Here is a 25,798-nt window from a genome sequence, read left to right as displayed (position 1 = left end):
CGAAATAAAAGGCGTGAGCGACGTTGCAGTGTCACCTAGTCGCGCCCTGGCAGCACCCGGTCCGGCGGACGATGGCCATCGAAGAAGGTGCGGATGTTGATCACCACCTTCTCGCCCATGTCGATACGGCCTTCGAGCGTCGCCGAGCTCATGTGCGGCAGCAGCACGACCTTGCCTTCGCCGGCAAGCTTGACGAGTTTCGGATTGACAGCCGGTTCGTTCTCGAAAACGTCAAGCCCTGCGCCGGCAATCTTGCCCTCCCTCAGACATTTTATCAGCGCCGTTTCGTCGATGATGCCGCCACGCGCGGTGTTGACGATGTAGCTTTCCGGCCGCATCAGCGCGAGCCGGCGAGCCGAGAGCAGATGATAGGTCGCGGGCGTCGAGGGACAATTGACGGAAACGATATCGACGCGGGCGAGCATCTGGTCGAGGCTATCCCAATAGGTCGCCTCCAACATCTCCTCGGTCTCCGATTTGACGCGGTGACGGTTGTGATAGTGAATCGAAAGGCCGAAAGCCTTGGCGCGACGGGCGACCGCCGTGCCGATCCTCCCCATGCCGACGATGCCGATACGCTTGCCGGCAATACGGCGACCGAGCATCCAAGTGGGTGACCACCCGGCCCATTCGCCTTTTCGGTCGGTCAGGACCTGCGCACCTTCGGCGAGCCGGCGCGGCACCGCCAGGATGAGCGCCATGGTCATGTCGGCCGTGTCTTCCGTCAGCACGTTCGGCGTGTTCGTGACGGTGATTCCCTTTCGGGCAGCCGCATCGACATCGATATTGTCGACGCCGTTGGAGAAACTGGCAATCAGCCTCAGTTGCGGTCCCGCCTGTTCGATCAAGGCGGCGTCGATCCGGTCCGTCACGGTCGGCACGAGCACATCGGCCCGCTTGACCGCGGCCACCAGCTCCGGCTGGCTGCGCGGCCGATCGTCGATGTTGAGCTCCGCGTCGAAAAGTTCGCGCATCCGGGTTTCGACGACATCCGGCAATTTCCGGGTGATGTAGACCGTTGGCTTCTTCTTACTTGTCATTGCTGTGAGCGGCCCTCGTTGACGGGTCCTTAACCAAGTTGGGTGATAGTTTCTCCCTATAGCCGCAATTTCTACCAGACCCGGTGGGGAAGACAATTGAAAGTCGCTGCCTGGTCGGGATTTGCGCCTATAGCTTCACGCGTCTGTTCAAGCGCAAAGCCGCTGCAAAGCTTCGCTTATCATCGGAAAATGAGCTACGTCATGCGTCACATCATTTCCAGAGTCTCCGTCCTGTTGGTCGCCGCCTGCATCGCAACAGCGGTAATGACCCCCGGTGCCTTTGCCCAGGCGGCCAAGGGCGCGAGCGGTTTGCCGCTGCCCCGCTTCGTCAGCCTGAAGGCGAAGAGTGTCAATCTGCGCATCGGTCCCAGCCTCGATTATGCGGTCGCCTTCCGCTATCTCAAATCCGGCGTTCCGGTCGAAATCATCCAGGAATATGACAACTGGCGCCGGATACGCGACGCTGATGGGACAGAGGGCTGGGTAAACCAGGCGCTACTTTCCGGTGATCGCACGGCGCTCGCGGCTCCGTGGATGCGCGGCAAGGGAGAGGGCATCTTCGTCAATCTGAGGCGCGATCCTCAAGGTACGGCGCCGATCGTCGCCCGGATGGAGCCCGGCGTCGTCCTGCATATCGGTGAATGCAACGGCGACTGGTGCCACGCCGAGACGCAAGGGGTGGAAGGCTGGATCGCGCAGAGCGAGATCTGGGGCGCCTATCCGGGCGAAGCCTTCAAATAAGGCTGCGCCCGGCTGTCACACCTACAGCGCCGCGCGTCCTATCAGACGCGCAGATGTCGCTGTAGCACTTTGAATTGTTGCACGTTTTTTTCCTTAAATCGTCTCCGATCTCCGGAAACATGCAGTAGCCGGTCAGAGGAGCGCGGCTTCCTTGGCGGCGCTTGCAAGCGATACCATCGGACGCGGGCCGATCTGGCCGATAACTATTCCGGCAGCCATGTTGCCGAGCTTGCTGCAGTCCTCGAGCGATCGACCGGTCGTATAGCCGAAAAGAAAGCCCGCAGCATAAAGATCGCCTGCGCCGGTCGTATCGACTACCTGCTCGATGGCGCTGGCGCCGACGCGCACGCACTCTGTGCCACGGACGACGACGGACCCTTCCTCGCTGAGCGTAACGGCGGCCAGCTTGCAGTCCTTCGCAAGCATCGTCAGCGCCAGATTGAAATCCTCGGTCTCGTACAGCGCCAGCGCTTCCTGTTTGTTGGCAAAGACGATGTCAACTGTGCCCGAGCGCATCAACTCCAGGAACTCGTCGCGATAACGGTGCACGCAGAAACTGTCGGAAAGCGTCATGGCTGTTTCACGACCGTTCGCATGGGCGATACGCGCCGCCTCGCGGATCGCGTCCTTGGCCCGCGGCGGATCCCACAAATAACCTTCGAAATAGGTGACTTTGGATTGCGCGACGACCTCAGCCTCGACGTCGTCCGGACCAAGTTCGACGCAGGCGCCGAGATAGGTGTTCATCGAGCGTTCACCGTCTTCGGTGACGAAGATCATCGAGCGTGCGGTCGGCGGATGGCTGTCCAGCGGCTTGGTTTGAAAATGGACGCCTTGCGCCCGGATGTCGTGGGTGAAGATTTCACCGAGCTGGTCGTTGGCGATCTTGCCGAAATAGGCGGCCCGCCCGCCGAGACTGGCGACGCCGGCGGCCGTATTGCCGGCGCTGCCGCCAGAGGCCTCCACCGCCGGACCCATCCGTGAATAGAGGAGCTCCGCCCGATCCGCATTGATGAGGTTCATCGCGCCCTTGATGATGCCGTTTTCCGCAAGAAAGCTGTCATTGCAGCGCGCAATGATATCGACGATCGCGTTGCCGATCGTCAGCACATCGTATTTTGTCATGGACTCCGTCCGGTTTCGTGAATGACCGGTGTTCGGTAATAGCGGTTTTCCGGCCATTTGGAAGACCAAAGCGAAAATCTCCCTCGCTCACGTCGGCAGCGCCGCCGCGTTATAGGCGCCGGCAAAATCTGCACTTGGCGGAATTGGTTTGATGATGTCGATCAAGACGCCGTTCGGATCGGCGGTGATGAAGTGCCGCTGGCCGAAATCCTCGTCGCAGAGGGGCTTCAGGATGGGGAGCCCGGCTGCTTGCGCCTCAGCATAGAGCCGATCGGCATCCTCGACTTCGAAATTGAGAAGCAAACCACGAACGGGCGCTCTCTGCGCCTCCGGTATCGTTTTGTGACGGTAGTCGAGGATGGCAATCGTCACATGCTCGGCCTCGCTCGACTGCAGATGGACGTACCAATCGGTGGTGAACAGCGGCTCGAAACGGAAGTGACGAATGTAGAAATCCGACGTTGCGGCGACATCATCGGTCATGATCACCGGATAATAGCTGGTCGATTTCACGGCTTTTCCTCCTTGGAAAATTATCATACAATCTGCATGTATCTTACATAACATACAGGCTGCATGTATGCAACGTACCCGACGCTCAAGCCGGCAGCGCTCCGATGCCACCCGTGCCGCGATCCTCGACGCGGCACGCGATCTCTTCGTGACCCGCGGATATGCCGAGACCGCCACGCCGGACATCGTTGCTGCGGCCGGGCTGACGCGTGGAGCGCTTTATCACCACTTCGAGGACAAGAAGGCACTGTTCCGGGCCGTCGTCGAGCGAGAGGCCCGACTGGTCGCGGAGACAATTGAACAATCGACGGAGGCAGCGTTATCTCCGCGTGACGCCCTGCTGACCGGCGCCGATGCCTATTTCACCGCCATGGCTGCTCCCGGCAGAGTTCGCTTGTTGCTGCTCGACGGCCCGGCCGTTCTCGGCGCGGCCGAAATCGCGGCGATAGACGCCGGGCATGCGCGCCGCACGCTCGAAGAAGGGCTGGCGCTCGCCATGGAGCCTCGAAAAATCGATGAAACGGTACTGCAAGCAACCGCGATCCTGCTTTCGGCTGCCTTCGACCGGGCAGCGCTTGAAATACAGGCGGGCGCCACGCAGGCGGCTTACAGCGACGCGATCGCCAACCTGATCGATCGCCTGATCGCGCAGTGAGGGGTCGCCGGAGCTTAACCGGCGACCGGGACCACCTGCGGCGGCAATTCAACCAGAGGGGCTGGAATGTCGCACGTCTTCTCCGGCGATTTGCAGAGATCGGCGATCACACAACGTTCACATTCCGGCCGCCGCGCCTTGCAGACATAGCGACCATGAAGAATCAACCAATGATGGGCATGGTAGAGATAATCCTTCGGAATGACCCGCAGGAGATGCGCCTCCACCTCGTCGGGCGTCTTGCCGGGCGCCAGGCGGATGCGGTTGGCGATCCGGAATATGTGAGTGTCGACGGCGATCGTCGGCTGGCCGAAGGCCATTGAAAGCACCACGTTGGCGGTCTTGCGCCCCACTCCCGGCAAGGTCATCAGTTCTTCGCGCGTGCGGGGCACCTGGCCGCCAAAATCGCTGATGAGCTTCTCGCTGAGAGCAATCACATTCTTGGCCTTGTTGCGGTAAAGGCCGATCGTCTTGATATAGTCGCGAAGCTTGTCCTCCCCGAGCGCCAGCATTTTCTCCGGCGTGTCGGCGACGGCAAAGAGCGCACGCGTCGCCTTGTTGACGCCGGCATCGGTCGCCTGCGCAGAAAGGGCGACCGCCACCACCAGCGTGAACGGATTGACATGCTCGAGTTCGCCTCTCGGCTCCGGGCGCTGAATGGAGAACCGGTGAAAGATTTCCTCGATTTCGGCGGGACTGTAGGCGGTGCGTGGTCGTGCCCGCGAGCGGCCGGCTGCCGTCGGCTTCGATTTTGCCATTTCCCCTGGCGATTTGAGTTTTACGTTTTTCATGCTGCATCTATAGTCATTGGTCATGACCGAAGGCAACGCCGAGACAAGCATCAACGACCAGCCGATCTTCGCGGCCGAGCTTACGCCCTACCGCTCGCTCGGTTACAAGGGCTTCAAGGTTCTTCTGATGATCGCCGGTGCAATGAGCCTGGTTCATGTCTTCGTGTTCCTGGTCATCGGCGCTTGGCCGATTGTCTTCTTCCTCGGGCTGGATTTCGTCCTGCTCTTCGGAGCGTTCTGGCTCAACTACCACTCGGCTCGCGCCCGCGAAGAGGTCAGCGTTTCGCGCACAGACGTGGCAGTGAGGAAGTTTGCACCGTCGGGGAGAATGATCGAACATCGTTTCAACCCCTTCTGGGCGCGATTCAGCATCAGCCGGCATCAGGAGATCGGGATCGTTTCGATGATGATCAGCGGTGGCGGCCGCCAGACCGATGTCGGGTCATTCCTCAATCGCGATGATCGCGAAACGTTCGCCGCAGCCTTCGCCCGCGCACTGGCAACGGCCAGATCGCGATGATCCTCGACCCTCGCGCTTCGACAAGAAACGGGTGGTTATAGAGCCCCTCGCATGATTACCTGTGAGATGACAGGAGATGATCATGAACGTTGTTACATCGATTCCCACCGATATCACGCCGGAAGGCACGGACTATGACACCGTCTGTCGCGTGATCGAGATGCTGACGGAGGATTATCGCGATCAGCCGTCGCTAGAAAAGATCGCCGGTCGCCTGGGCCAGTCGCCGACGCAGCTCCAAAAGACCTTCACCCGCTGGGCCGGCCTCTCGCCCAAGGCCTTCCTCCAAGCGGTAACGCTCGACCACGCCAAGCGGCTCCTGCGGCAGGAAGACATGCCGCTGCTCGAGACCAGCTTCGAGGTCGGGCTGTCCGGCCCCGGGCGCCTGCACGACCTCTTCGTCACCCATGAGGCGATGTCCCCCGGCGAATGGAAAGCGCGCGGCGCAGGCCTTACCGTCCGCTACGGTTTCCATCCCTCACCCTTCGGCACGGCGCTGGTGATGATCACCGAGCGGGGCCTCGCGGGGCTGGCCTTTGCCGATGTCGGCCAGGAGCGCGCAAGTTTCGACGATATGGCGCACCGGTGGCCGAACGCCAACTATGTCGAGGACAGCGCGGCGACAGCGCGCTACGCGGCCCGCATCTTCAATCCGGAGCGCTGGTGCGCGGAAGAACCGCTGCGCATCTTCCTGATCGGCTCGGATTTCCAGGTGAGAGTCTGGCAGGCGTTGCTGAACATTCCGCTCGGAAAGGCGACAAGCTACTCGAAGATCGCGGATGAAATCGGCCAACCGACGGCATCGCGTGCTGTCGGCGCCGCCGTCGGGCGAAATCCGATTTCCTTCGTCGTGCCCTGCCATCGTGCGCTCGGCAAGAGCGGTGACTTGACCGGCTATCATTGGGGACTGACGCGAAAGCGCGCGATCCTCGGTTGGGAAGCGGGCAAGGCGTGAAGCGATAGAGGGGTGCTGCGGCGCCGCTGTGCGGGAAGAACGGGCGGGGTGGCCGCCGTTTTCGCGCCTCACCCCAGCCTTCTCCCCGCGGGCGGGGAGAAGGCTGAGGGTAAAATCTCTTCCCGCTTAACACATCAGATTAATGCGCGCCGGACATATCGCCCAGCACTTCCTTGGAGGCGACCGTGGAGTCTGCCTTGAGCTTGTAGACCATCGGAACGCCGGTCGCCAAATTGAGCTTCAGGATCTGTTCCTTGGTCAGCTTGTCGAGAACCATGACCAGCGCGCGCAGCGAATTGCCATGCGCGGCAACCAGTACCTTCTGGCCGGAAAGCACGCGCGGCAGAATGTCGGTGAGATAATAGGGCCAGACACGCGCGCCGGTATCGCGCAGGCTTTCGCCGCCCGGCGGCGAGACGTCATAGGAGCGGCGCCAGATGTGGACCTGCTCCTCGCCCCATTTCGCGCGCGCATCGTCCTTGTTGAGGCCGGAAAGATCGCCGTAGTCGCGTTCGTTCAGCGCCTGATCGCGGATCGTTTCTAGCGACGACTGGCCGACGGCGTCGAGAACGAGTTGGCAGGTGCGCTGTGCGCGGACGAGCGAAGACGTGAAGGCGATGTCGAATTTGATGCCGTAGTCGGCGAGCGCCTTGCCGCCGGCCTTCGCCTCCTCGACGCCAAGTTCGGTCAGGTCCGGATCACGCCATCCGGTGAAGAGATTCTTCAGGTTCCATTCGCTCTGGCCATGCCGAACGAGAACGAGGGTGCCGCTCATTTCGATTTCCTCTTGAAAGATTTAGCTGTCAGTCGAGCCCGAGAACATCGAGCATGGAATAGAAGCCCGGCTTCTGGTTGCGCCCCCAAAGGGCCGCAGTCACCGCACCGCGCGCAAAGATGGTACGATCCGTGGCGCTGTGCGAGAGGGTCACCTGTTCGCCTTCACCGGCGATAATGACGGAGTGCTCGCCGATGACGGAGCCGCCGCGCAAGGTGGCAAAGCCGATCGCCCCCTGCGGCCGGGCGCCGGTATGGCCGTCGCGCACCCGCACCGAATGCTCCGCAAGGGCGATGCCGCGACCCTTGGCCGCCGCCTCGCCGAGCAGCAGGGCCGTGCCGGACGGCGCATCGACCTTGTGCTTGTGGTGCATTTCCAGGATTTCGATGTCCCAGGCCGCCGCCCCGAGCGCACGCGCCGCCTTCTCCGTCAGCACGCCGAGAAGATTGACGCCGAGGCTCATATTGCCGGATTTGATGACGCGAGCGTGGCGGGCCGCGGCGCGGATCCTGGCCTCGTCGTCTGCCGAACATCCCGTCGTGCCGATGACATGAACGATGCGCGCCTGAGCCGCGAGGCCGGCGAATTCGACGGTGCTCGCCGGCGAGGTGAAGTCGAGCACGCCTTCCGCATCAACGAACGCTTCGAGCGGCTTGTCCGTGACCGGGACGCCGATCGGCCCGAGCCCAGAGAGTTCGCCGGCGTCGCGGCCGACGAAAGGCGAACCGGGCCGCGCGACTGCGGCGTGCAGGCGCACGCCCTCCATCGCATGAGCAATCCGGATCAGCGTCTGGCCCATTCGGCCGGCCGCGCCGACCACCACGAGCTTCATATCCGTTTCGCTCATTGTCAAATTCCCTCGTTCCTAGATCACGATGATTTGGGTCGAATCGACCCAAAATCGTGAACGTGATCGATTCCAGTCAGTTGGAGCGGAGTGCGGGCGGAAACCGCGTACACTTTTCCTCATTCCGCTCTAAAGGATTTGTGCCTCGGCCGGCACATCCGGGCTGCGCCCTTGGAGGTTGTGGAGCCGAGCGTAAAGACCGTCCGGGCGGCGTGCAAGCTCCTCGTGCGTCCCCTCCTCCACGACCCGGCCATCCTTCATGACGACGATCTTGTCGGCGTTGACCACCGTGGAGAGGCGATGGGCGATGACGATGACGGTCCGGCCGCTCATCGCCTGGTCGAGGGCCTTCTGAACGGCCGCCTCTGACTCGGTATCGAGCGCCGAGGTCGCTTCATCGAGAAGAAGAATGGGTGCATTGCGAACGAGCGCACGGGCGATCGACAGGCGCTGGCGCTGGCCGCCGGAGAGCGTGATACCATGTTCGCCGACAGGCGTGTCATAGCCCTGCGGCTGCGCCAGGATGAAATCATGCGCAAAGGCGAGCCGCGCCGCTTCCTCGATTTCCGCATCCGTGGCGTCCGGCCGTCCATAGCGGATATTGTCGCGGATCGAGCCCTCGAAAAGATAGGGTTGCTGCGAGACATAGGCGAGGCCGTTGCGCAGCGAATGCTTGGTAACGCCGGCGATGTCCTGGCCATCGATGAGGATCTGTCCCGACTGTGGATCGTAGAACCGCGGGATGAGGCTGATAATGGTCGATTTGCCGGCACCGGAGGGGCCGACCAGCGCGGTGGTCTTCCCGCCCTCAGCGTGGAAGCTGACGCCCTTCAGGATCTCATCGCCCGCGCCATAGGCGAAGTGCACGTCGCGCAACTCAACCGTCGCTTCGCTGAGCTTCAGTTCGGTCGCATCCGGACGATCGCGCTGATGCGGAACCGTGTCGAGAATTTCGTAGACCATGCGGGCATTGACAGCGGCACGCTCCAGCGACACCTGCAGGCGCGCCAACCGCCGTGCCGGGTCGTAAGCCATCAGCAGAGCGGTGACGAAAGCGAAGAAGGCGCCCGGCGGCACGTTGCTGTAAATCGCGCGAAAGGCACTGTAGGCGAGCACGCTCGATATCGCCAGTCCGGCAAAGGTTTCCGTCATCGGCGCCGTACGTTCGCTGAGCCGCGCAATGCGGTTCGCACGGTTTTCGGCGCGATCGATGATCGCCTCGACTTTGCGGCGCAGTTCGTTCTCCATCGTGAAGGCTTTGACGATGGTGACGCCTTGAATGGTCTCCTGCATCGCGCCGAGAACGCGGCTGTTGACTTCGACCGCCTCCCGCGTCGCCAGGCGCAGACGCCTGGAGATGTAGCGTAGGCCGATAAGCAGCGGCGGCGCGACAAGGAAGACGATCAGAGAGAGCAGCCAGTCCTTGCTGAACATGACGCCGACAAGGCCGATCAAGGTCAGAAAATCGCGTGCGATCGACGTGACCGTCATGTTCAGTACGTCGCGGATGCCGCTGACATTCTGACTGATCTTCGCCGCGAGCTGGGCCGAACGCTGTTCGTGGAAATAGCCGACGCTGAGAGCCATCAGGTGCGCGTAAAGCCGGCGCTGATAGCGTGCAACGATATTGTTGCCGATCTTCGAGAGCGCAACGGCCTGCCCGTAGGTTGCAAGCCCCCGCAGGACGAAGGCGGCGAAGATGGCGCTGCAGATCAGCAGGACGATATCCGCCCGTCTGTTGGCAAACGCCTCGTTGATTACGGTCTCCATGATCCAGGCGGTGAAGCCCGTCGTCGCCGCCACCACCACCAGGCAGGCGATGACAAAAGCATAGCCGCGGATATGATCGCGACCGTTTTCGGCAATGACGCGCCGCAGGATCCCGCTGATTGTTTCGGAATCGACCGCGCGCTGTTTTCTATCGCTGGCGTTCAATAAGGCCGTCTTCCCTGAGCCGCTGTGGGATGCCGCGCACCGGCATCGCCTGCCGGGGCTCTATAGTGGTTTGATGCCGCTTTGGCGAGTCTTGCGTGTTTCGGGGCGCTCAGCTTCTCCAGCGCCGTCCCTCTGTTGCAACACCGAAGTCTCTTGGCGCGCGCGCAAATGTGGCGAGCCCGGAGAGCGCCGCCATGGGATGGATGACCGCGAAAGTGGGAATCGTGCGCATCAGCGCGGAATGTGGCGCCTTGTTCTCGAAGGCGGCACGGAACTCCGGTTTCATCAACGCTGGCAGTATCTTTTGCGAAATACCGCCGGCAAGGAAAACGCCGCCCCGCGCCATGAAGATCAGCGCCATGTCGCCGGCGACACGCCCGAGATAGGTGCAGAAGAGCGAGACGGTTTCGACCGCGGCCGGATCGGCACCCGACAATGCTGTCGTCGTTACTTCCGCCTGATCCTTGAGCAGCGGCTCTACGCCATCGGCGGCGCAGACCGCCCGATAGAGGTTCATGATGCCGCGGCCGCAGAGGATCTGCTCGCCCGCCATGCGGCCCTCGATTGGCTCCAGGAACGGCCAGATCCTGAAATCCCGCTCGGTGCGCGGCCCGATGTCGACATGGCCGCCTTCGCCCGGCACCGGGATCCAGGTGCGTTGCGCAAAGACAAGGCCGGCGACGCCGAGTCCTGTCCCTGGCCCGAGCACGACACGCGAAGTCAGCGGCCGGACGCTGCCGCCACCGATCTGGACAAGGTCGCCATCGGCCGGCGCAGCGATGGCGAGCGCCTGCGCCTCGAAGTCGTTGATGACCAGCACGTCTTCGAGGCCGAGGCTTGCGAGCATGTCCTTCGGACGGATCACCCAGCCGGCATTCGTCAGCGGGATTTCATCGCCTTTGATCGGACCCGCGACCGCCAGGATGGCCGAACGCGGCTGAACGGACGTCTTGTCGAGGATGCTCCTCTGCATCGCCTCCTCGATCGTCGCGAAATCGCCCGTCTTGATCGGAGGAAGCTGCTTCGGTTCGGCATTGGCATCGACGAGCAGTGCGAAGCGGGCATTCGTGCCGCCGATATCGCCGATCAAGATTGGAAAGGAGAAACTGTGATCACTCGCACTGGGCATGGCAAATCCGTCCTGATCGCGGCGTGAGATTTTGTGATGTGTATCAGTTGGGCTTGAAGTCGATCAACTGCTCGGCCGTCGCGCGGTTGAGCGCCATCGGAATGTCATAGACGATTGCAAGCCGCATCAGCGCCTTGACGTCGACGTCGTGCGGCATGGCTGTGAGCGGATCGACGAAGAAGATCAGGAAGTGCACGTCGCCCGTTGCGATCATCGCGCCGATCTGCTGGTCGCCGCCGAGCGGTCCGCTTTTCAGGCGCGTGATATCAAGGCCCGGGCAGACGTCGAGAACACGGCCGCCGGTTGTTCCGGTCGCGACGATCTTCCAGTCGGACAACACGGCCTCGTTTGCCTTGGCAAAGGCGGCAAGGTCATCTTTCTTCTGATCATGGGCGATCAGGGCAAGACATTTCCGATCTGCCATGCAGCGTCCCCGGCAAGAGTTCACGATCGCTTGAAGCGGAAGGCGCGTGTCCGTCGCTATTTTAAATCGATTTGAGCGCCCTATACAGGAGCATCGTGAAATTGGAAAGTCATTTGCAACACCCGTGTCGCTGCCATGGAAGGCCGCACCGCAACCGTAGGTGGCTCCTCGGCCGCATACCGAATCTCACGCTACTGCAAAGGAGGACGCGGCGCCGGCACCGGAATCTTTTCGAGCGGGGTGTCCGCTGCGGCGCCGATGATGGCCTCTACGCTCACTGCTGCGGCAGGCACTGCGGCGACGGAGCGATAGGCCGTCCCGTAGGTGGCTTCCTGTTCTGATGCCGGAGGGGGACCGTTCAGCACCAGGGTGCAGGCTTTCGGCAGATCGGCGAGCATCGCAAATTTCGGCTTCACTGGCTTCTCGGGTTTCTTCTTCGGCTTCGCCCAGGGTTCGTCGGTGAACCACCAGGCCAGCGACTTGCCGCAGCCGTCGCCAGCGGGCACCGCCGCCTGACCCTTGCAGCCCTTCGCATCCGCCGGACATTTGATGCGAACATGGAAATGGTAGTCGTGACCATAGATCGGTCGAACTTTGCCGAGCGCCGAGCGGTCGCCGGTCCATGTATTGCAGAGCTTCTTCTTGATGGCGGGATTGACGAAGACGCGCTCGACCTGCGGATAGCTCGCCGCCAGCATGATTAGCCGCGCATGAGCAGGCGTCCAGATCGACGGGTCGACCGTCAGGAACTTGTCCTTTTGCAGCATGGAAGTTGCCGAAATCGATTCGCGTTCCTGATAGCTCAGCGTCCTCTGCGGCATCGGCGTCAACCAGATGTCGGCATCGAGACCGATCTGATGCGAGGCATGGCCGGAGAGCATCGGGCCGCCGCGCGGCTGCGATATATCGCCGAGCAGGAGTCCGGGCCAGCCGATCTTTTCGACCGCATCGTGCGAGAAGCGTTCGATCAGCGCGATCATAGCAGGGTGGCCCCAGCGGCGATTGCGCGACAGGCGCATGGCCTGCCACGTCGGACCGTCCGTCGGGATCGCGACGCCGCCGGCGAGGCAGCCCTTGGAATAGAAGCCGTATGAGGCTGCCGCCGCCTGCGTAGGTAATGTCTTTGTGCCAAAGAGCTCCTTGGCCGGTGTGCCATCCGCGCGGGCGGCATCCGCCGTGAGGACGCTTGCACCGACGATCAAAGCCACTAGCGCAGAACCGCAAGATCGAAGTGCAGCGCGCGTATTCAATCCCATTCCATCCCCCCGTTCGGCGGCGACGCGGCTCAAGCCGCCATCTCCCCTATCCTGATTCGCCGCTGTTGCACGACTCACCAGGATGTGACTCAAAAAATTCGCCTGATTTTGGGCGAGTCCTGTCAATTGCCCCGATTTCGCCTATTCTGCTCCCAAGGATCATCGACAACATAAGGAGAAACGGTGGAATGATGGATTTTGGCGGTATTGTAAGAACGAAGCTCGCGACCGCATTTCTGGCAACGTTCCTACTTTTACCGTCCGTAGTAAATGCCGGAGAACCAGCCACCTGGCATCACGGCCTGTCGCTCGTCGGTGAACTCAAATACGCGCCAGGTTTTAAGCATTTCGACTATGTGAACCCGCAGGCACCGAAGGGCGGCGATCTCCGGCTTTCGCAGACGGGCACGTTCGACTCGTTCAATCCTCTGCTTGTAAAGGGCGAGGTAGCCGTTGGTCTTCCTCTGGTCTTCGACACGTTGATGAAACCGTCGGACGACGAGATCTCGACCGCCTACGGGCTTCTCGCCGAAAGCGTTTCCTTTCCGGACGATGTTTCCTCGGCCACCTTTCGCCTGAGAAAGGAGGCGAAATGGTCTGACGGAAAACCGGTGACGCCGGAGGATGTCGTCTTCAGCTTCGAGAAGGGCAAGGAGCTCAATCCGCTCTACCAGAGCTACTACAGGAACGTGGTGGAGGTGGAGAAGACAGGGGAGCGAGACGTTACCTTCCGCTTCGACGAAAAGAACAATCGCGAATTGCCGCATATTCTCGGCCAGATCCTGATTGTCCCGAAACATTGGTGGGAAGGCATGGGACCGGACGGCAAACCGCGCGACATCAGCCGGACGACCCTGGAGCCGGTGATGGGATCAGGCCCCTACCGCATTGCTTCGTTTTCGGCCGGGTCGACCATTCGCTATGAACGGAGGGACGACTATTGGGGATCGGCGCTCAACGTCAATGTCGGGCAGAATAATTTCGGCTCGATCGCCTATACCTTCTTCGGCGACAGCGGTGTCGAGTTCGAAGCCTTCCGCGCCGGCGACGTCGATTTCTGGCGCGAGACCCAATCGCGCCGTTGGGCAACCGCCTATGACTTTCCGGCGGTCAAAGAGGGACGCGTGAAACGCGAGGAAGTGCCGTTCCGGGCGACCGGCGTGATGCAGGCACTTGTGCCGAATATGCGCCGCAAACCGTTCGATGACGAGAGAGTGCGAGAGGCTCTCAACTACGCGCTCGACTTCGAGGAACTGAACCGAACCGTTTTCTTCAACCAATACACGCGGGTGAACAGCTACTTCTTTTTGACGGAACTTGCTTCCTCGGGCCTGCCGGAGGGACAGGAACTGGCGATCCTTAAAGAGGTCAAGAACCTAGTCCCGCCGGAAGTGTTCACCACCCCTTACACGAATCCGGTGGGCGGCACGGCGCAGAAGGCACGCGACAATCTGCGCAAAGCGATTGCTCTTCTGAAGGAGGCAGGCTTCGAGCTCAAGGGCAACCGCATGATCAACACGGCAACCGGAAAGCCGTTTTCCTTTGAGATCCTGCTGAGCAGTCCCATGCTGGAGCGGGTGGCCCTGCCCTATGCACAGAACCTCAAACGGATCGGCATAGAGGCGCGCGTGCGCACGGTCGATCCCTCGCAATATACAAACCGGGAACGGGCTTTCGACTACGACATGACCTGGGAAGTCTGGGGACAGACCTTGAGTCCGGGAAATGAACAGGAGGACTTCTGGGGATCGAAATCCGCCGCACGCGAGGGTTCGAGAAATTACGCCGGCATCGCCGACGCTGGGGTCGATGCATTGATCAACCGCGTCATCTTCGCCAAAGACCGCGACACGCTTGTGGCTGCCACCAAGGCGCTTGACCGGGTCCTGTTGGCTCACCATTACGTGGTCCCGCTTTACTACCCGCGAGCGGCAAATATCGCCTACTGGGACACGGTCGGCAGGCCGGCGGAACTGCCGAAATATTCGATCGGCTTTCCCGACGCATGGTGGTCCACGCGTGCTGCCAAGCAATGAGACCCTTGCGCTTAAGGCGGCTCTCGATTCCAAATGCAAAAAACGAATCACTCAAATACGGAATGACCGGCGTAACATGCGCGTGGCAAGGAGTATCAGGGATTGAGACGAAATAGACGGCAAGCTAGAGCCCCGCGGGTCCCGGCGATCGGCGGCGCCACAATGCCGAGGTTCGCCTGATGGGTGCCTATATCCTGCGTCGGTTGCTGCTGATGATCCCGACCATCGTTGGAATCATGGCCATTTCCTTCGCCGTCGTGCAGTTCGCACCGGGCGGGCCGGTCGAACAGGTGATTTCAGACCTCACCAACGCTGCCGGGTCGGATAGGCTTTCCGGCAGCGGCGGCGATCTCCTGCAGGGCGGCGGCGACGAGGGCGGCAGCTATCGCGGCGCGCAGGGCCTCGACCCCGAATTTATCGCAAAGCTTGAAAAGCAGTTCGGCTTCGACAAGCCGCCGCTCGAACGATTCGTCACCATGATGTGGAATTATATCCGCTTCGATTTCGGCGAGAGCTTCTTCCGCAACACCTCCGTCATCGACCTCATTATCGAAAAAATGCCGGTGTCGATTTCGCTCGGGCTGTGGATCCTCCTGTTTTCCTACGGCATCTCGATCCCGCTCGGCATCAAGAAGGCCGTCTCCGACGGGTCGACATTCGACGTCTGGACCTCCGGCGTCATCGTCGTTGGCTATGCGGTGCCGAGCTTCCTCTTCGCGATCCTCTTGATCGTTCTCTTCGCGGGCGGCTCCTTCTTCGACTGGTTCCCCTTGCGCGGCCTCGTTTCGGACAATTTCCACGAACTTCCCTGGTGGCAGAAGATTCTCGACTATTTCTGGCACATGACGCTGCCGCTGATCACGCTGCTGCTCTCGGCGTTCGCCACGACGACGCTGCTCACCAAGAACTCCTTCATCGACGAGATCAAGAAACAGTACGTAACCACGGCGCGCGCCAAGGGACTGGCCGAGCGTCAGGTGCTCTACGGCCATGTGTTCCGCAATGCGATGCTCATCATCATCGCCAGCTTCCCCGCCGCCTTCATTTCCGCCTTCTTCACCGGTTCGCTGCTGATCGAATATATCTTCTCCCTCGATGGGCTCGGCCGGCTCGGCTACGACGCCGTCGTCAAGCGCGATTATCCGATCGTCTTCGCGACGCTCTACATCTTTTCGCTGATGGGCCTCTTCGTCAGCTTGCTCTCCGATCTGATCTATACCTGGGTCGACCCCCGCATCGACTTCGAGCGGAGGGACGTCTGATGAGTGCCGTGACGACATTTGTCGGCGCCCCCCAAAGAGGTTGGCTGACGCCGATCGGTCAGCGGCGCTGGCAGAATTTCAAAGCCAACCGGCGCGGCTACTGGTCGCTCTGGATCTTCCTCCTTCTGTTCGGTCTCAGCCTCTTTGCGGAATTCATCGCCAACGAAAAGCCGATCGTCGCCTCCTACAAGGGCGAGATCCTGTTCCCGGTGCTGGTCGACTATCCGGAAGAGAAATTCGGCGGCTTCCTGGCCGAAGCCGACTACCGGTCCGACTTCATCCGCGACGAGATCGAAGCGAATGGCTGGATGATATGGCCGCCGATCCGCTATTCCTATCAGACAGTCAACTCCTACATTCCGCACTCGGCGCCGACGCCGCCCTTCTGGCTGATGGACAAGAAAGAACGCTGTTCGGCCTATCCGCAAGGCGCCGACGACCGGGGATGTACGCTCGGCAACCTGAACTGGCTCGGCACCGACGACCAGGCGCGAGACGTCATGGCGCGGATGATCTACGGCTTCCGCCTTTCGGTGCTCTTCGGTCTGCTGCTGACGATCGCCTCGGCGGTGATCGGCGTTACGGCCGGGGCGGTTCAGGGCTATTTCGGCGGCTGGACCGACCTTTTGCTGCAACGTTTCATCGAGATCTGGTCTTCGATGCCGGTGCTCTACATCCTGCTCATCATCGCCGCCATCCTGCCGCCCGGCTTCTTCGTCCTGCTCGGCATCATGCTGCTCTTCTCCTGGGTCGGCTTCGTCGGCGTGGTCAGGGCCGAGTTCCTGAGAGCGCGCAATTTCGAATATGTGAACGCGGCGCGCGCCCTTGGCGTCGGCAATGGCACGATCATGTACCGGCATCTCCTGCCGAATGCCATGGTCGCCACGCTCACCTTCCTGCCCTTCATCCTTTCCGGCTCGATCACCACCTTGACCTCGCTCGACTTTCTCGGCTTCGGCATGCCGCCCGGCTCTCCCTCGCTCGGCGAGATGATCGCTCAGGGCAAATCGAACCTTCAGGCGCCATGGCTGGGGCTCACAGCCTTCTTCTCCATGTCGGTCATGCTTTCGCTCTTGATCTTCGTCGGCGAAGCGACGCGCGACGCCTTCGACCCCAGAAAGACATTCCGGTGAGCGCGACCATGGCAGATACACTCCTCTCCGTCCGCGATCTCTCCGTCGCGTTTCATCAAGGCGGCGAAACGTCCGTTGCCGTCGACCGCATCTCCTTCGACGTGCGACGCGGCGAAACGGTGGCGCTCGTAGGCGAGTCCGGCTCGGGCAAGTCGGTCTCGGCGAACTCGATCGTCAAGCTCCTGCCCTACCCGGCGGCAAGCCACCCAAGCGGCGAGATCGTCTTCAACGGCAAGGATCTCCTGAAGGCAAGCGATGCCGAGCTGCGCCATGTCCGCGGCAACGACATCACCATGATCTTCCAGGAGCCGATGACGTCGCTCAATCCGCTGCACACGATCGAGCAGCAGATCGGAGAAATCCTCGAACTGCACCAGGAATTGAAAGGAGCCGCCGCGCGCCAGAAAATGCTGGAGCTTCTCAACCAGGTCGGCATCCGCGAACCGGAGAAACGGCTGGGTGCCTACCCGCATGAACTCTCAGGCGGGCAGCGGCAGCGCGTGATGATCGCCATGGCGCTTGCCAACCGGCCGGAGCTTCTGATCGCCGACGAACCGACGACGGCGCTCGACGTCACCGTGCAGGCACAGATCCTCGAGCTTCTCAAGTTGTTGAAGGATCAGCATGGCATGTCCATGCTCTTCATCACCCATGACCTCGGCATCGTCCGCAAGATCGCCGACCGGGTCTGTGTGATGACCAAGGGCAAGATCGTCGAAACCGGGCCGACCGCCGAGATCTTCGCCAATCCGCAGCACGCCTATACTCGCCATCTGCTTGCTTCCGAACCGAAGGGCGAACCGCCGGTTTCCGATGCCTCGAAGCCGATCGTCGTCGAGGCGCAGGACGTGAAGGTCTGGTTTCCGATCAAGGCGGGCTTTCTGCGCCGCGTCGTCGACCACGTGAAGGCGGTCGACGGCATCGATCTCAAGCTTCGCGCCGGGCAGACACTCGGCGTCGTCGGCGAATCCGGTTCGGGCAAGACCACGCTCGGTCTGGCGCTGACGCGCCTCATTTCATCGAAGGGGCGGATCGCCTTCGTCGGCAAAAATATCGAAGACTACAGCTTTCGTGAGATGAGGCCGCTCAGAAACAGGATGCAGGTGGTCTTCCAGGATCCCTACGGCTCGCTCAGCCCACGCATGTCGATCGCCGATATCGTCGGCGAGGGACTGAAGATCCACGAAAGCGGCCTGTCCAGCGACGAACGTGACGCACGCGTCGCCGCCGCGCTGCAGGAGGTAGGCCTCGATCCGGCGACCCGCTGGCGTTATCCGCACGAATTCTCCGGCGGCCAGCGCCAGCGCATCGCCATTGCCCGCGCCATGGTTTTGAAACCCCAATTCGTCATGCTGGACGAACCAACCTCGGCGCTCGACATGAGCGTCCAGGCGCAGGTGGTCGATCTGCTGCGCGATCTGCAGCGCAAACATAATCTCGCCTATCTGTTCATCAGCCACGATCTCAAGGTCGTGCGCGCGCTTGCCAACGAGGTGATCGTCATGCGCCTTGGCAAAGTGGTGGAACAGGGGCCGGCCGAGCGCATCTTCAGCGCCCCCAGCGAAGACTACACCAAGGCATTGATGGCCGCCGCCTTCAATCTCGAAGCCGTTAATCTCTCCGCCATCCGCCAATAGAGTGCCCGCAATGCCCACCAACAGCCCCGTTATCGTCGATCTGAAGTTCATTCCGGAGGAAGTGGAAGCTGCTCTGCAGGGCGCGTTTCCCGGTCGCGAGGTGATCAATCTTGCGGATTCGGCCCGTCAGGGGCGGGATCTCTCGGGCATAGACTATGCGGTCGTCTGGAAATCCGCCCCCGACCTCTTTTCGCGCGCACCCGACCTGAAGGTCGTCTTTTCCGGCGGCGCCGGTGTCGATCATGTGTTGACGTTGCCGGGCCTGCCGGACGTGCCGCTGGTGCGTTTCGTCGACCGGACGCTGACGGCGCGCATGAGCGAATGGGTGGTGATGCAATGCCTGCTGCATTTGCGCCAGCATCGGGCCTATGAGGCGCTGGCGAAGAAGAGGGAATGGCGCGACCTGATCCAGCCTGAGGCCGCCGATGTCACCGTCGGCATCATGGGGATGGGCGTGCTCGGTCAGGATTCGGCCCGCAAGCTCGCAATTATGGGCTTCAAGGTGATTGGCTGGTCGCGCAGCAAACGCGCTGTCGAAGGCATGGACACCCACGGTGCAGCCGAGATCGACTCCTTTCTGGCGCGCACCGATTTTCTGGTCGGGCTCTTGCCGCTGACGCCGGAAACCACGGGGATTTTCAACAGCACCCTTTTCGCAAAACTCAGCCGCAAGGGGCCGTTCGGCGCACCGGTCTTCATCAATGCCGGCCGCGGCGGCAGCCAGGTGGAAGCCGACATCTTGGAATGCCTCGATTCCGGTGTGCTCGCGGGAGCCTCGCTCGACGTCTTCGAGCGGGAGCCGCTCTCTCCCGAAAGCCGCTTCTGGGACATGCCCAATGTCTTTGTGACGCCGCATGTCGCCGCCTCGTCCGATGTGAAGGCACTTTTCGCTCATGTCGAACAGCAGATCGCCCGCTTCGAAAGCGGGCTGCCGCTCGAGCATGTGGTCGATAAATTAGCCGGCTACTGAGCACACGACTCGTCATCCTCGGGCTTGACCCGCGGATCCAAGCACGAGCGATCGAGGGCGCGCATATGAGGGAAGCCCGAGGACGGCCGGCTGGGTGAAGCCGTCCAAAGCCGCTGAACGTCGATGAAGCTGCAGAAACCGCGTCACAGAGGCCGGATGACGCGAAACTATCGTGATCTAAGGTCGGCGATAGCCGGTCGGTTGATCGTAAAGCCAGCTGATGCGGCGGATGGCGTCCTCAAGCCCCTCGCGGGCGACCGTCATCGTATGGCCGTTGGCGTGCACCAGCGTCTTCTCGTCCTCCATGATGGCGACATGGCCCTTCCAGAAGACGAGATCGCCGCGCGCAAGTTCGTCGCGCGGAATCGCCCGGCCGAGCGCGACGGCCTGCATGTCCGTGTCGCGCGGGACGCGCCGGCCGGTCATCTGCATCGATAGCTGCACGAGGCCGGAACAGTCGATGCCGAAACCGGAGCGGCCACCCCATAGGTACGGCGTCTCGAAAAAGCGGGTGGCGATTGAAACGTAGTCTTCGGCAATGGCACTTCCGGCGGCAGCGCAATGATTGGCGACGACCGCCAGTCCGCCGTCGAGGAGAAAATACCGAGTGCCGCGCGTCTCGGCTTCTCCGACGACGTTGAGGCGGCTGCCCATGGACAGCGCGAAAGCTTGCGGAAAGCGCAAATCCGGACCGCGATAGACGAAAGTCCGCGGCACCGCGACGATATGACTCGCGGGCACCTCCGGTGCTGTGACCGCATTGTGCGGCACATAGCCGACATAACCGTCGAGATCGGATTTGACCCAGGCCCATCCGCCCGAAACATCGAGAACGCGCGCCGTTTCGCCATAGAGCAATTCCGTATCCGTGCCGCAGGCAGCGTCGGGCCTTGCCCGTAGGGGCGTAACGGGCAGGGATATGGTGGCCGGCGTACCATCGACAAAACGCTTCGCTTCCACGAGGCCGCGCAAGCGCTCCTCGGCGAGGTCTTCGCGATAGGCATTGAGACGACGGTCAAGCATTTCAGGCATGGTTGAACTCACAGTTTTCGGCCCTGATTGATGATCAAATCGCCGAATTTTTCAAGGTAAAGCGCACCCTCGACCGTACGTTTTATGATGACATTACGCCTGTCGCGCTCGTCGCGCACGCGATCGACCAGCCCGAGGGCGCCCATCGTGTCGAGCGCCCGCGTGATCACCGGCTTCGTCACGCCGAGCGTCGCCGCGAGGCCGCGGACCGTGTGCGGCGGCGGCACGAGATAGATCTCGAGCAGCATCGCCATCTGGCGCAGCGTGAGATCGCGGCTGTCCACCCGGACCTGCTCGAGCGATACGGCATGCCAGAGTCTCAACGCTTGAGAAGGCGTAAGTTCGACCGGCAAAGGAAACTCCTGCGTAAACTGAGCTTTGCCACAATAATCGACCGATCGTTACGCAAGCGTTTCCTTGGATCAATTGGAGGCGCGGCCAAGACCTATCGCCGCGCTAGCCCGCAATCCCGCTTATGTGGTGATAGAGCGCCCGGATCGCCTGTGCCTCGCCGCCGACCGGCGAATGCGGGCGCTCGGCTTGCGCCCAGCCGAAGATGTCTAAATGCACCCAGCTCTTCGCATTGGTCACGAAGCGCTTGAGAAAGAGCGCTGCCGTGATCGAGCCGGCCATGCCGCCGGAGGGGGCATTGGTCAGGTCGGCAATGCGGGCTGAGATGTCCTTATCGTAGCCCATGTGAAGCGGCATTCGCCAGATCGGATCATCGACGCTGAGGCTCGCTTCGGCAAGATCGCGGGCAAGTTCGCCATCGTCTGTGAAGAAGGGCGGCAGATCGGGGCCGAGGGCGACGCGGGCGGCGCCCGTCAGCGTCGCCATGTCGATCAGCAGGTCGGTTTTCTCCTCGTCGGCATAGGCAAGCGCGTCGGCGAGAATCAACCGGCCCTCGGCATCGGTATTGTCGATCTGCACCGTCAGCCCCTTGCGGCTCCGGTAGATGTCGCCCGGCCGGAACGCGTTCGACGAGATCGAGTTCTCGACCACGGGAACGATGACGCGCAGATCGACTTTGAGCTTCGCGTCCATGATCATCAGCGCCAAGCCCATGACATTCGCTGCACCGCCCATGTCCTTCTTCATCAAGAGCATCGAGGCGGCCGGTTTGATGTCGAGGCCGCCGGTATCGAAGCAGACGCCCTTGCCGACGAGCGTCACCTTTCGGTGCCCCTTCTTGCCCCAGCGCATCTCAAGGAGTCGTGGCGGTTCGGCACTGGCTCGGCCAACCGTGTGCACCAGCGGGAAATTCTGCGTCAGCAAGGCTTCGCCGGATATCACCGAAACGTCGGCCTTATAATGGCTCGCGAGCGCGCGGAATGCCGCCTCCAACGCTTCCGGGCCCATGTCGTTCGTCGGCGTGTTGATAAGGTCGCGGGCGAGGAAAACACCGGCGAGCTGCCGTTTGATATCCGCCGCATCAGCATCGCCAGGAATAAGCAGTGTCGGAGCTTCCGCCTTTGCGGATTTGTAACGCTCGAAACGATAGGAGCCGAGTCCGTAACCCAGTGCCAGGCGATTGGCTGTCAGAGGGGCCGTTTCGATATGCCATTTCCCGGCCGGCAGCGCGCGGGCGAGTTTTCCAGTCAGGAACGGCGCTTCCGAAGGGTTCGCGCCGAGACCGAACAGCGCGCCCCCGAGAGAGCCGTCGGCTGACGGAACAAGAAGGACCGCGCCGGTCTCCGCCTTGAAGCCCGCCTTGCGCGCCCAATCCAGCGCGATCGGATCGATGCTCCCGGTTTCGATATGCGCCGGCGTGACCGCAAAGATCGGCAGCGTCTTGCCGGCGCTGGTGTTGAACGGCGACGGCCGTTCGATGAACTGATAGGGAGCCATGAAAGTCCTCGACTGACAGAAACGGATTCGCGCGATTAACGCTCTGTTAGGGTTAACAGATTATTGCTGGAGTGAAAGTTGCACCGCTGTTGTTGGTAGTTCCGGTGCGAATGCATCCAGAGCGGGACGAGGAAAAGTGTGAAGCGATTTTCCGTCCGCATCCCGCTCTAAACTCTTGGAATCGATCACGACGATTTTGGATTTGTTCAATCCAAATCATCGTCATCTGGGACACCACTCAATGACGACGCGACATGTTCTCTCTTCCTCTATGCATCGCCTGGCGCTTGGGGCCGCCGTCGCGCTGATGGCGTTGTCGCTTAGCGGCTGTGCCGGGCAGCAGAGCAGGAAGGAGCTGACAACCGGCTCTATCTCAAAACTTTCGAAGCCCGTGCAATCGATGACCGCGAGCGAGCTCGCAGCGGCCACGGAAAGCATCGGACAGGCCTATGAGCGCAATCCGAAAGACCGCGAAGCGGGCCTCGACTATGCCAATCTCCTGCGCATGACCGGGCGCAACGAACAGGCGCTCGCGGTGATGCAGCAGGTAGCGATCAACCATCCTACCGACCGCGAGGTCCTCGGCGCCTACGGCAAGGCGCAAGCGGCAGCGGGGCAACTGGAGCAGGCGCTTGCGACGATTGGCCGGGCGCAGACACCGGATCGTCCGGACTGGAAGTTGAAATCCGCCGAGGGCGCCGTGCTCGACCAGCTTGGCCGCTCGGCCGAGGCGCGCTTGCGATACCGCGAGGCTTTGGACCTTCGCCCCAACGAACCCTCCATCCTCTCCAATCTCGGCATGTCCTATCTGCTGACGAAGGATCTGCGAACCGCCGAAACTTATCTCAAGTCCGCCGCCGGCCAACCCGGCGCCGACAGCAGTATTCGCCAGAACCTGGCTCTCGCGGTCGGCCTGCAAGGGCGTTTCCAGGAAGCCGAAACGATCGCCCGCCAGGAACTCACCGCCGAACAGGCGGAAGCGAATGTGGCCTATCTGCGATCGATGCTGTCACAGCAGGGCGCATGGAAGCAGCTCGCCAAGGCGGACGACGCCAACTAAACGGCTTCGAAAGGCGGCGGTGCGAACTGGAGCGTAAGGGTTTATGTCCAGGACCGCGACGCTCTAAAATTTATCCGCCACCTGGATGCCGGCGGGACCGAGAATGACGGCGACGAGTACCGGCAGGAAGAAGAGAATCATCGGCACCGTCAGCTTCGGCGGCAGGGCGGCCGCTTTTTTCTCCGCAGCATTCATGCGTTGATCGCGGCTTTCCTGGGCCAGCACGCGCAAAGCCTGGGCGACCGGTGTGCCGTACCGGTCGGCCTGAATCAGCGCCTGCATCACCGATTTTACGTCTTCGAGACCGGTGCGCATGCCGAGATTCTCGAGCGCGACGCGCCGGTCCGGCAAAAAGGAGAGCTCCGCGGTCGTCAGCACCAGTTCCTCCGCCAGCGGCTGCGACTGCGCCGCAATCTCGTCAGCGACTCGGCGCATCGCGATCTCCATGGACACACCCGATTCGACGCAGATCAGCAACAGGTCGAGCGCATCCGGCCAGGCGCGACGAATGGAATGCTGACGCTTGGAGATGGCGTTGGCGATGAAGATGTTCGGCGCGTAGAAGCCGAGGTAAGCGAACCCGACCGCGAACAACAGCCTGACCATTACCGGCTTGTCGGCAAAGTTTCCGAGAATAAAAATATAGACGACCGCAACGACCAGAAACGCGAACGGCAGACAGAAGCGGGCAAAAAGAAAGGTATTGAGAGCGTTCTGCGACCGATAGCCGGCCGTCTTCAACCGGTTCACGGTGTTTTCATCCACCAGCGCCTTCTTCAGGTTCAGCCGCTCGACGATCTGGCGAACCGAAGTATTGTGCTGTGCTCGCAGGCTTGCCTTGCCGCCTGTCGCCTCAGCATTCAAACGCGCGCGTTCACGGGCGCGAATCTGCTCGCGTTCGGTGGCGACCGATTTCATACGCTTGGTCAGATCGCCGCGCTCGAAGAAGGGGACGGCGAGCGAATAGAAGGTCGCGAGGACAGCCATAGAAACGAGAACGGCGATGATGATATTCGGATCCGTGAGTGTCTTTATCCAGCCGTCCACCGTTAGCCCCTCAAATGTCGAAATTGATCATGTTGCGCATCACCCAGATGCCGATGCTCATCCAGACGGCGGAGGCGCCCATGATGATGTGGCCGCGCGGGTCGGTGAAAAGGACCATCATGTAATCCGGCGAGGTCAGATAGACGAGCGTCGCGACGATGAAGGGCAGCGCGCCGATGATGCAGGCCGATGCCTTGGCCTCCATGGAGAGCGCACTGACCTTCGCCTTCATCTTCCTGCGTTCGCGCAGCACCTTGGAGAGGTTGCCCAGCGCTTCGGACAGATTGCCCCCCGCCTGCGCCTGGATGCCGATGACGATCGCGAAGAAATTCACTTCCGGCAGGGGAATGCTTTGGATCATGCGGCCGCAGGCTTCCGGGACGCTGAGGCCTACCTGCTGGGATTCGACGACTCGCCGGAATTCCGTCTTGACGGGTTCCTGCCCGTCGCTGGCGATCAACCGCAGCGCGTCGTTCAGCGGAAGGCCGGATTTGATGGAGCGAACCATGACGTCGAGGGCATTGGGAAATTCGTCCAGGAATTTCCCGCAGCGCCGCTTGATCATGAAGCTAATGATCCAACGCGGCAGGCCGGCGGCCGCAATCAGCCCGACGCCCGCGGCGATCAGCAATCCCGCCCCGGCGAGCGCGACAACAACGAAGGCAAATAGGCCGAAGAGGGCGCTGAACAGGTAAAACTGTGTAACGGATATCGAGAGGTTCGCTTGCGCCAGCCGCGTCTTCATCGAAGGCACCGTCTTCGCCGATTTCTCCTGCTGCTTCTTCTCGAGTTCCTTCAGCGAATCCTGCACGGATTTGCGTCGCTTCGACATTTCGTTGACGCGATCGCGGGCCGCCTTGATCTGGGCACGGTCGGTTTCGGCCGCGCTCACCCGGCGCAGCCGGCCTTCCGCCTTCTTGTCATTCTCGATCCGGGAATAAAGCACACCGTAAGCGAGCGCCGCAGCCGCAAGGGCGACGAGGCCGGCTAGCGCCAGAACGGTGATGTCTATGCCGAACATCGCTTGGTCAGTTCCTTTTTTTCAAGCGGAAATCCGCCACTCTGGT

The 25,798-nt window shown here is 61.5% G+C and carries 25 protein-coding genes; 10 read left to right on the top strand and 15 right to left on the bottom strand.

The window, feature by feature from the left end; genetic code table 11:
* Positions 1-35: 35 nt before the first annotated feature.
* Positions 36-1,040, bottom strand: coding sequence for a 2-hydroxyacid dehydrogenase (locus tag PYH37_RS11815; protein WP_280735130.1), 1,005 nt, complete (start codon positions 1,038-1,040; stop codon positions 36-38).
* Between the two features lie 189 nt (positions 1,041-1,229).
* Between PYH37_RS11815 and PYH37_RS11810 the strand changes: the two genes are divergently transcribed.
* The gene (locus PYH37_RS11810) at positions 1,230-1,781 is read left to right on the top strand and encodes an SH3 domain-containing protein (RefSeq protein WP_280735129.1); all 552 of its coding nucleotides are present in this window, start codon (positions 1,230-1,232) and stop codon (positions 1,779-1,781) included.
* Positions 1,782-1,913: 132 nt separating this feature from the next.
* Here PYH37_RS11810 and PYH37_RS11805 read toward each other — a convergent pair whose 3' ends face one another.
* Positions 1,914-2,906 (bottom strand): adenosine kinase, encoded by a 993-nt coding sequence (locus PYH37_RS11805; protein ID WP_280735128.1) that lies wholly within the window; start codon positions 2,904-2,906, stop codon positions 1,914-1,916.
* A gap of 87 nt (positions 2,907-2,993) precedes the next feature.
* The gene (locus PYH37_RS11800) at positions 2,994-3,419 is read right to left on the bottom strand and encodes a VOC family protein (protein ID WP_280735127.1); all 426 of its coding nucleotides are present in this window, start codon (positions 3,417-3,419) and stop codon (positions 2,994-2,996) included.
* A 67-nt stretch (positions 3,420-3,486) separates the two neighbouring features.
* On the opposite strand from PYH37_RS11800, the gene PYH37_RS11795 reads away from it, so the two are divergent.
* Positions 3,487-4,074 (top strand): TetR/AcrR family transcriptional regulator, encoded by a 588-nt coding sequence (locus PYH37_RS11795; protein ID WP_280735126.1) that lies wholly within the window; start codon positions 3,487-3,489, stop codon positions 4,072-4,074.
* A gap of 14 nt (positions 4,075-4,088) precedes the next feature.
* On the opposite strand, the gene nth is transcribed toward PYH37_RS11795, so the two are convergent.
* Positions 4,089-4,865: an endonuclease III gene (gene nth, locus PYH37_RS11790; protein ID WP_280735125.1), complete on the bottom strand. Its 777-nt coding sequence runs from the start codon at positions 4,863-4,865 to the stop codon at positions 4,089-4,091.
* A 22-nt stretch (positions 4,866-4,887) separates the two neighbouring features.
* Between nth and PYH37_RS11785 the strand changes: the two genes are divergently transcribed.
* Entirely contained in the window at positions 4,888-5,385 is a 498-nt protein-coding gene (locus PYH37_RS11785; protein ID WP_280735124.1) for a DUF2244 domain-containing protein, read from the top strand.
* Between the two features lie 82 nt (positions 5,386-5,467).
* Positions 5,468-6,340, top strand: a complete 873-nt coding sequence (locus PYH37_RS11780) for a methylated-DNA--[protein]-cysteine S-methyltransferase (protein ID WP_280735123.1) — start codon at positions 5,468-5,470, stop codon at positions 6,338-6,340.
* A 139-nt stretch (positions 6,341-6,479) separates the two neighbouring features.
* On the opposite strand, the gene PYH37_RS11775 is transcribed toward PYH37_RS11780, so the two are convergent.
* The 6 genes from PYH37_RS11775 to mepA form a co-directional block, all read right to left on the bottom strand.
* A complete protein-coding gene (locus PYH37_RS11775; protein ID WP_280735122.1) occupies positions 6,480-7,115 on the bottom strand; it encodes a 2,3-bisphosphoglycerate-dependent phosphoglycerate mutase in 636 nt (211 codons plus the stop codon).
* Between the two features lie 28 nt (positions 7,116-7,143).
* Entirely contained in the window at positions 7,144-7,962 is an 819-nt protein-coding gene (gene dapB / locus PYH37_RS11770) for a 4-hydroxy-tetrahydrodipicolinate reductase (protein ID WP_280735121.1), read from the bottom strand.
* A 129-nt stretch (positions 7,963-8,091) separates the two neighbouring features.
* Complete coding sequence (locus PYH37_RS11765; RefSeq protein WP_280735120.1) at positions 8,092-9,897, bottom strand: ABC transporter ATP-binding protein; 1,806 nt, start codon at positions 9,895-9,897, stop codon at positions 8,092-8,094.
* Between the two features lie 109 nt (positions 9,898-10,006).
* Positions 10,007-11,026, bottom strand: a complete 1,020-nt coding sequence (locus PYH37_RS11760; RefSeq protein ID WP_280735119.1) for a glucokinase — start codon at positions 11,024-11,026, stop codon at positions 10,007-10,009.
* Between the two features lie 43 nt (positions 11,027-11,069).
* On the bottom strand, positions 11,070-11,450 hold the full coding sequence (locus PYH37_RS11755; RefSeq protein ID WP_280735118.1) for a methylglyoxal synthase: 381 nt from the start codon (positions 11,448-11,450) through the stop codon (positions 11,070-11,072).
* 191 nt (positions 11,451-11,641) lie between these two features.
* Positions 11,642-12,706 (bottom strand): penicillin-insensitive murein endopeptidase, encoded by a 1,065-nt coding sequence (gene mepA / locus PYH37_RS11750; RefSeq protein WP_280735117.1) that lies wholly within the window; start codon positions 12,704-12,706, stop codon positions 11,642-11,644.
* A gap of 188 nt (positions 12,707-12,894) precedes the next feature.
* Between mepA and PYH37_RS11745 the strand changes: the two genes are divergently transcribed.
* The 5 genes from PYH37_RS11745 (at position 12,895) to PYH37_RS11725 (ending at position 19,744) form a co-directional block, all read left to right on the top strand.
* Positions 12,895-14,742, top strand: coding sequence for an extracellular solute-binding protein (locus PYH37_RS11745; protein WP_280735116.1), 1,848 nt, complete (start codon positions 12,895-12,897; stop codon positions 14,740-14,742).
* A gap of 179 nt (positions 14,743-14,921) precedes the next feature.
* A complete protein-coding gene (locus PYH37_RS11740) occupies positions 14,922-16,004 on the top strand; it encodes a microcin C ABC transporter permease YejB (RefSeq protein WP_280735115.1) in 1,083 nt (360 codons plus the stop codon).
* A complete protein-coding gene (locus tag PYH37_RS11735) occupies positions 16,004-17,137 on the top strand; it encodes an ABC transporter permease (RefSeq protein ID WP_280735114.1) in 1,134 nt (377 codons plus the stop codon). Before PYH37_RS11740 ends, PYH37_RS11735 begins: the two co-directional genes overlap by 1 nt.
* An 8-nt stretch (positions 17,138-17,145) precedes the next feature.
* A complete protein-coding gene (locus PYH37_RS11730; RefSeq protein WP_280735113.1) occupies positions 17,146-18,774 on the top strand; it encodes an ABC transporter ATP-binding protein in 1,629 nt (542 codons plus the stop codon).
* 10 nt (positions 18,775-18,784) lie between these two features.
* Complete coding sequence (locus tag PYH37_RS11725) at positions 18,785-19,744, top strand: 2-hydroxyacid dehydrogenase (RefSeq protein ID WP_280735112.1); 960 nt, start codon at positions 18,785-18,787, stop codon at positions 19,742-19,744.
* Positions 19,745-19,921: 177 nt separating this feature from the next.
* Here PYH37_RS11725 and PYH37_RS11720 read toward each other — a convergent pair whose 3' ends face one another.
* The 3 genes from PYH37_RS11720 to PYH37_RS11710 all read right to left on the bottom strand — a co-directional run bounded on the left by PYH37_RS11720 (position 19,922) and on the right by PYH37_RS11710 (position 22,624).
* Complete coding sequence (locus tag PYH37_RS11720; protein WP_280735111.1) at positions 19,922-20,776, bottom strand: C40 family peptidase; 855 nt, start codon at positions 20,774-20,776, stop codon at positions 19,922-19,924.
* An 8-nt stretch (positions 20,777-20,784) separates the two neighbouring features.
* A complete protein-coding gene (locus PYH37_RS11715; RefSeq protein WP_280735110.1) occupies positions 20,785-21,129 on the bottom strand; it encodes a MarR family transcriptional regulator in 345 nt (114 codons plus the stop codon).
* A gap of 103 nt (positions 21,130-21,232) precedes the next feature.
* The gene (locus PYH37_RS11710) at positions 21,233-22,624 is read right to left on the bottom strand and encodes a leucyl aminopeptidase family protein (protein WP_280735109.1); all 1,392 of its coding nucleotides are present in this window, start codon (positions 22,622-22,624) and stop codon (positions 21,233-21,235) included.
* Between the two features lie 241 nt (positions 22,625-22,865).
* On the opposite strand from PYH37_RS11710, the gene PYH37_RS11705 reads away from it, so the two are divergent.
* Positions 22,866-23,684 (top strand): tetratricopeptide repeat protein, encoded by an 819-nt coding sequence (locus PYH37_RS11705; RefSeq protein ID WP_280735108.1) that lies wholly within the window; start codon positions 22,866-22,868, stop codon positions 23,682-23,684.
* Positions 23,685-23,747: 63 nt separating this feature from the next.
* On the opposite strand, the gene PYH37_RS11700 is transcribed toward PYH37_RS11705, so the two are convergent.
* Positions 23,748-24,731, bottom strand: coding sequence for a type II secretion system F family protein (locus PYH37_RS11700; RefSeq protein ID WP_280735106.1), 984 nt, complete (start codon positions 24,729-24,731; stop codon positions 23,748-23,750).
* 10 nt (positions 24,732-24,741) lie between these two features.
* Positions 24,742-25,752, bottom strand: a complete 1,011-nt coding sequence (locus tag PYH37_RS11695; protein ID WP_280735104.1) for a type II secretion system F family protein — start codon at positions 25,750-25,752, stop codon at positions 24,742-24,744.
* Positions 25,753-25,798: the final 46 nt, after the last annotated feature.

The sequence above is a fragment of the Sinorhizobium numidicum genome, assembly GCF_029892045.1.
GTDB classification, from domain to species: Bacteria; Pseudomonadota; Alphaproteobacteria; order Rhizobiales; family Rhizobiaceae; genus Sinorhizobium; species Sinorhizobium numidicum.
Note: the sequence above shows the minus strand (reverse complement) of the source record. Positions and strands in the feature narration are given on the sequence as shown.

Bases quoted from the DNA above. Each gene is read 5' to 3' on its own strand.
- dapB (WP_280735121.1), bottom strand. From the start codon at position 7,962: ATGAGCGAAACGGATATGAAGCTCGTGGTGGTCGGCGCGGCCGGCCGA.
- PYH37_RS11815 (WP_280735130.1), bottom strand. From the start codon at position 1,040: ATGACAAGTAAGAAGAAGCCAACGGTCTACATCACCCGGAAATTGCCG.
- PYH37_RS11695 (WP_280735104.1), bottom strand. From the start codon at position 25,752: ATGTTCGGCATAGACATCACCGTTCTGGCGCTAGCCGGCCTCGTCGCC.
- PYH37_RS11730 (WP_280735113.1), top strand. From the start codon at position 17,146: ATGGCAGATACACTCCTCTCCGTCCGCGATCTCTCCGTCGCGTTTCAT.
- PYH37_RS11785 (WP_280735124.1), top strand. From the start codon at position 4,888: ATGACCGAAGGCAACGCCGAGACAAGCATCAACGACCAGCCGATCTTC.
- PYH37_RS11760 (WP_280735119.1), bottom strand. From the start codon at position 11,026: ATGCCCAGTGCGAGTGATCACAGTTTCTCCTTTCCAATCTTGATCGGC.
- PYH37_RS11805 (WP_280735128.1), bottom strand. From the start codon at position 2,906: ATGACAAAATACGATGTGCTGACGATCGGCAACGCGATCGTCGATATC.
- PYH37_RS11725 (WP_280735112.1), top strand. From the start codon at position 18,785: ATGCCCACCAACAGCCCCGTTATCGTCGATCTGAAGTTCATTCCGGAG.
- PYH37_RS11775 (WP_280735122.1), bottom strand. From the start codon at position 7,115: ATGAGCGGCACCCTCGTTCTCGTTCGGCATGGCCAGAGCGAATGGAAC.
- PYH37_RS11755 (WP_280735118.1), bottom strand. From the start codon at position 11,450: ATGGCAGATCGGAAATGTCTTGCCCTGATCGCCCATGATCAGAAGAAA.
- PYH37_RS11795 (WP_280735126.1), top strand. From the start codon at position 3,487: ATGCAACGTACCCGACGCTCAAGCCGGCAGCGCTCCGATGCCACCCGT.
- nth (WP_280735125.1), bottom strand. From the start codon at position 4,865: ATGAAAAACGTAAAACTCAAATCGCCAGGGGAAATGGCAAAATCGAAG.
- PYH37_RS11705 (WP_280735108.1), top strand. From the start codon at position 22,866: ATGACGACGCGACATGTTCTCTCTTCCTCTATGCATCGCCTGGCGCTT.
- PYH37_RS11780 (WP_280735123.1), top strand. From the start codon at position 5,468: ATGAACGTTGTTACATCGATTCCCACCGATATCACGCCGGAAGGCACG.
- PYH37_RS11720 (WP_280735111.1), bottom strand. From the start codon at position 20,776: ATGCCTGAAATGCTTGACCGTCGTCTCAATGCCTATCGCGAAGACCTC.
- PYH37_RS11710 (WP_280735109.1), bottom strand. From the start codon at position 22,624: ATGGCTCCCTATCAGTTCATCGAACGGCCGTCGCCGTTCAACACCAGC.
- PYH37_RS11735 (WP_280735114.1), top strand. From the start codon at position 16,004: ATGAGTGCCGTGACGACATTTGTCGGCGCCCCCCAAAGAGGTTGGCTG.
- PYH37_RS11745 (WP_280735116.1), top strand. From the start codon at position 12,895: ATGATGGATTTTGGCGGTATTGTAAGAACGAAGCTCGCGACCGCATTT.
- mepA (WP_280735117.1), bottom strand. From the start codon at position 12,706: ATGGGATTGAATACGCGCGCTGCACTTCGATCTTGCGGTTCTGCGCTA.
- PYH37_RS11810 (WP_280735129.1), top strand. From the start codon at position 1,230: ATGAGCTACGTCATGCGTCACATCATTTCCAGAGTCTCCGTCCTGTTG.
- PYH37_RS11740 (WP_280735115.1), top strand. From the start codon at position 14,922: ATGGGTGCCTATATCCTGCGTCGGTTGCTGCTGATGATCCCGACCATC.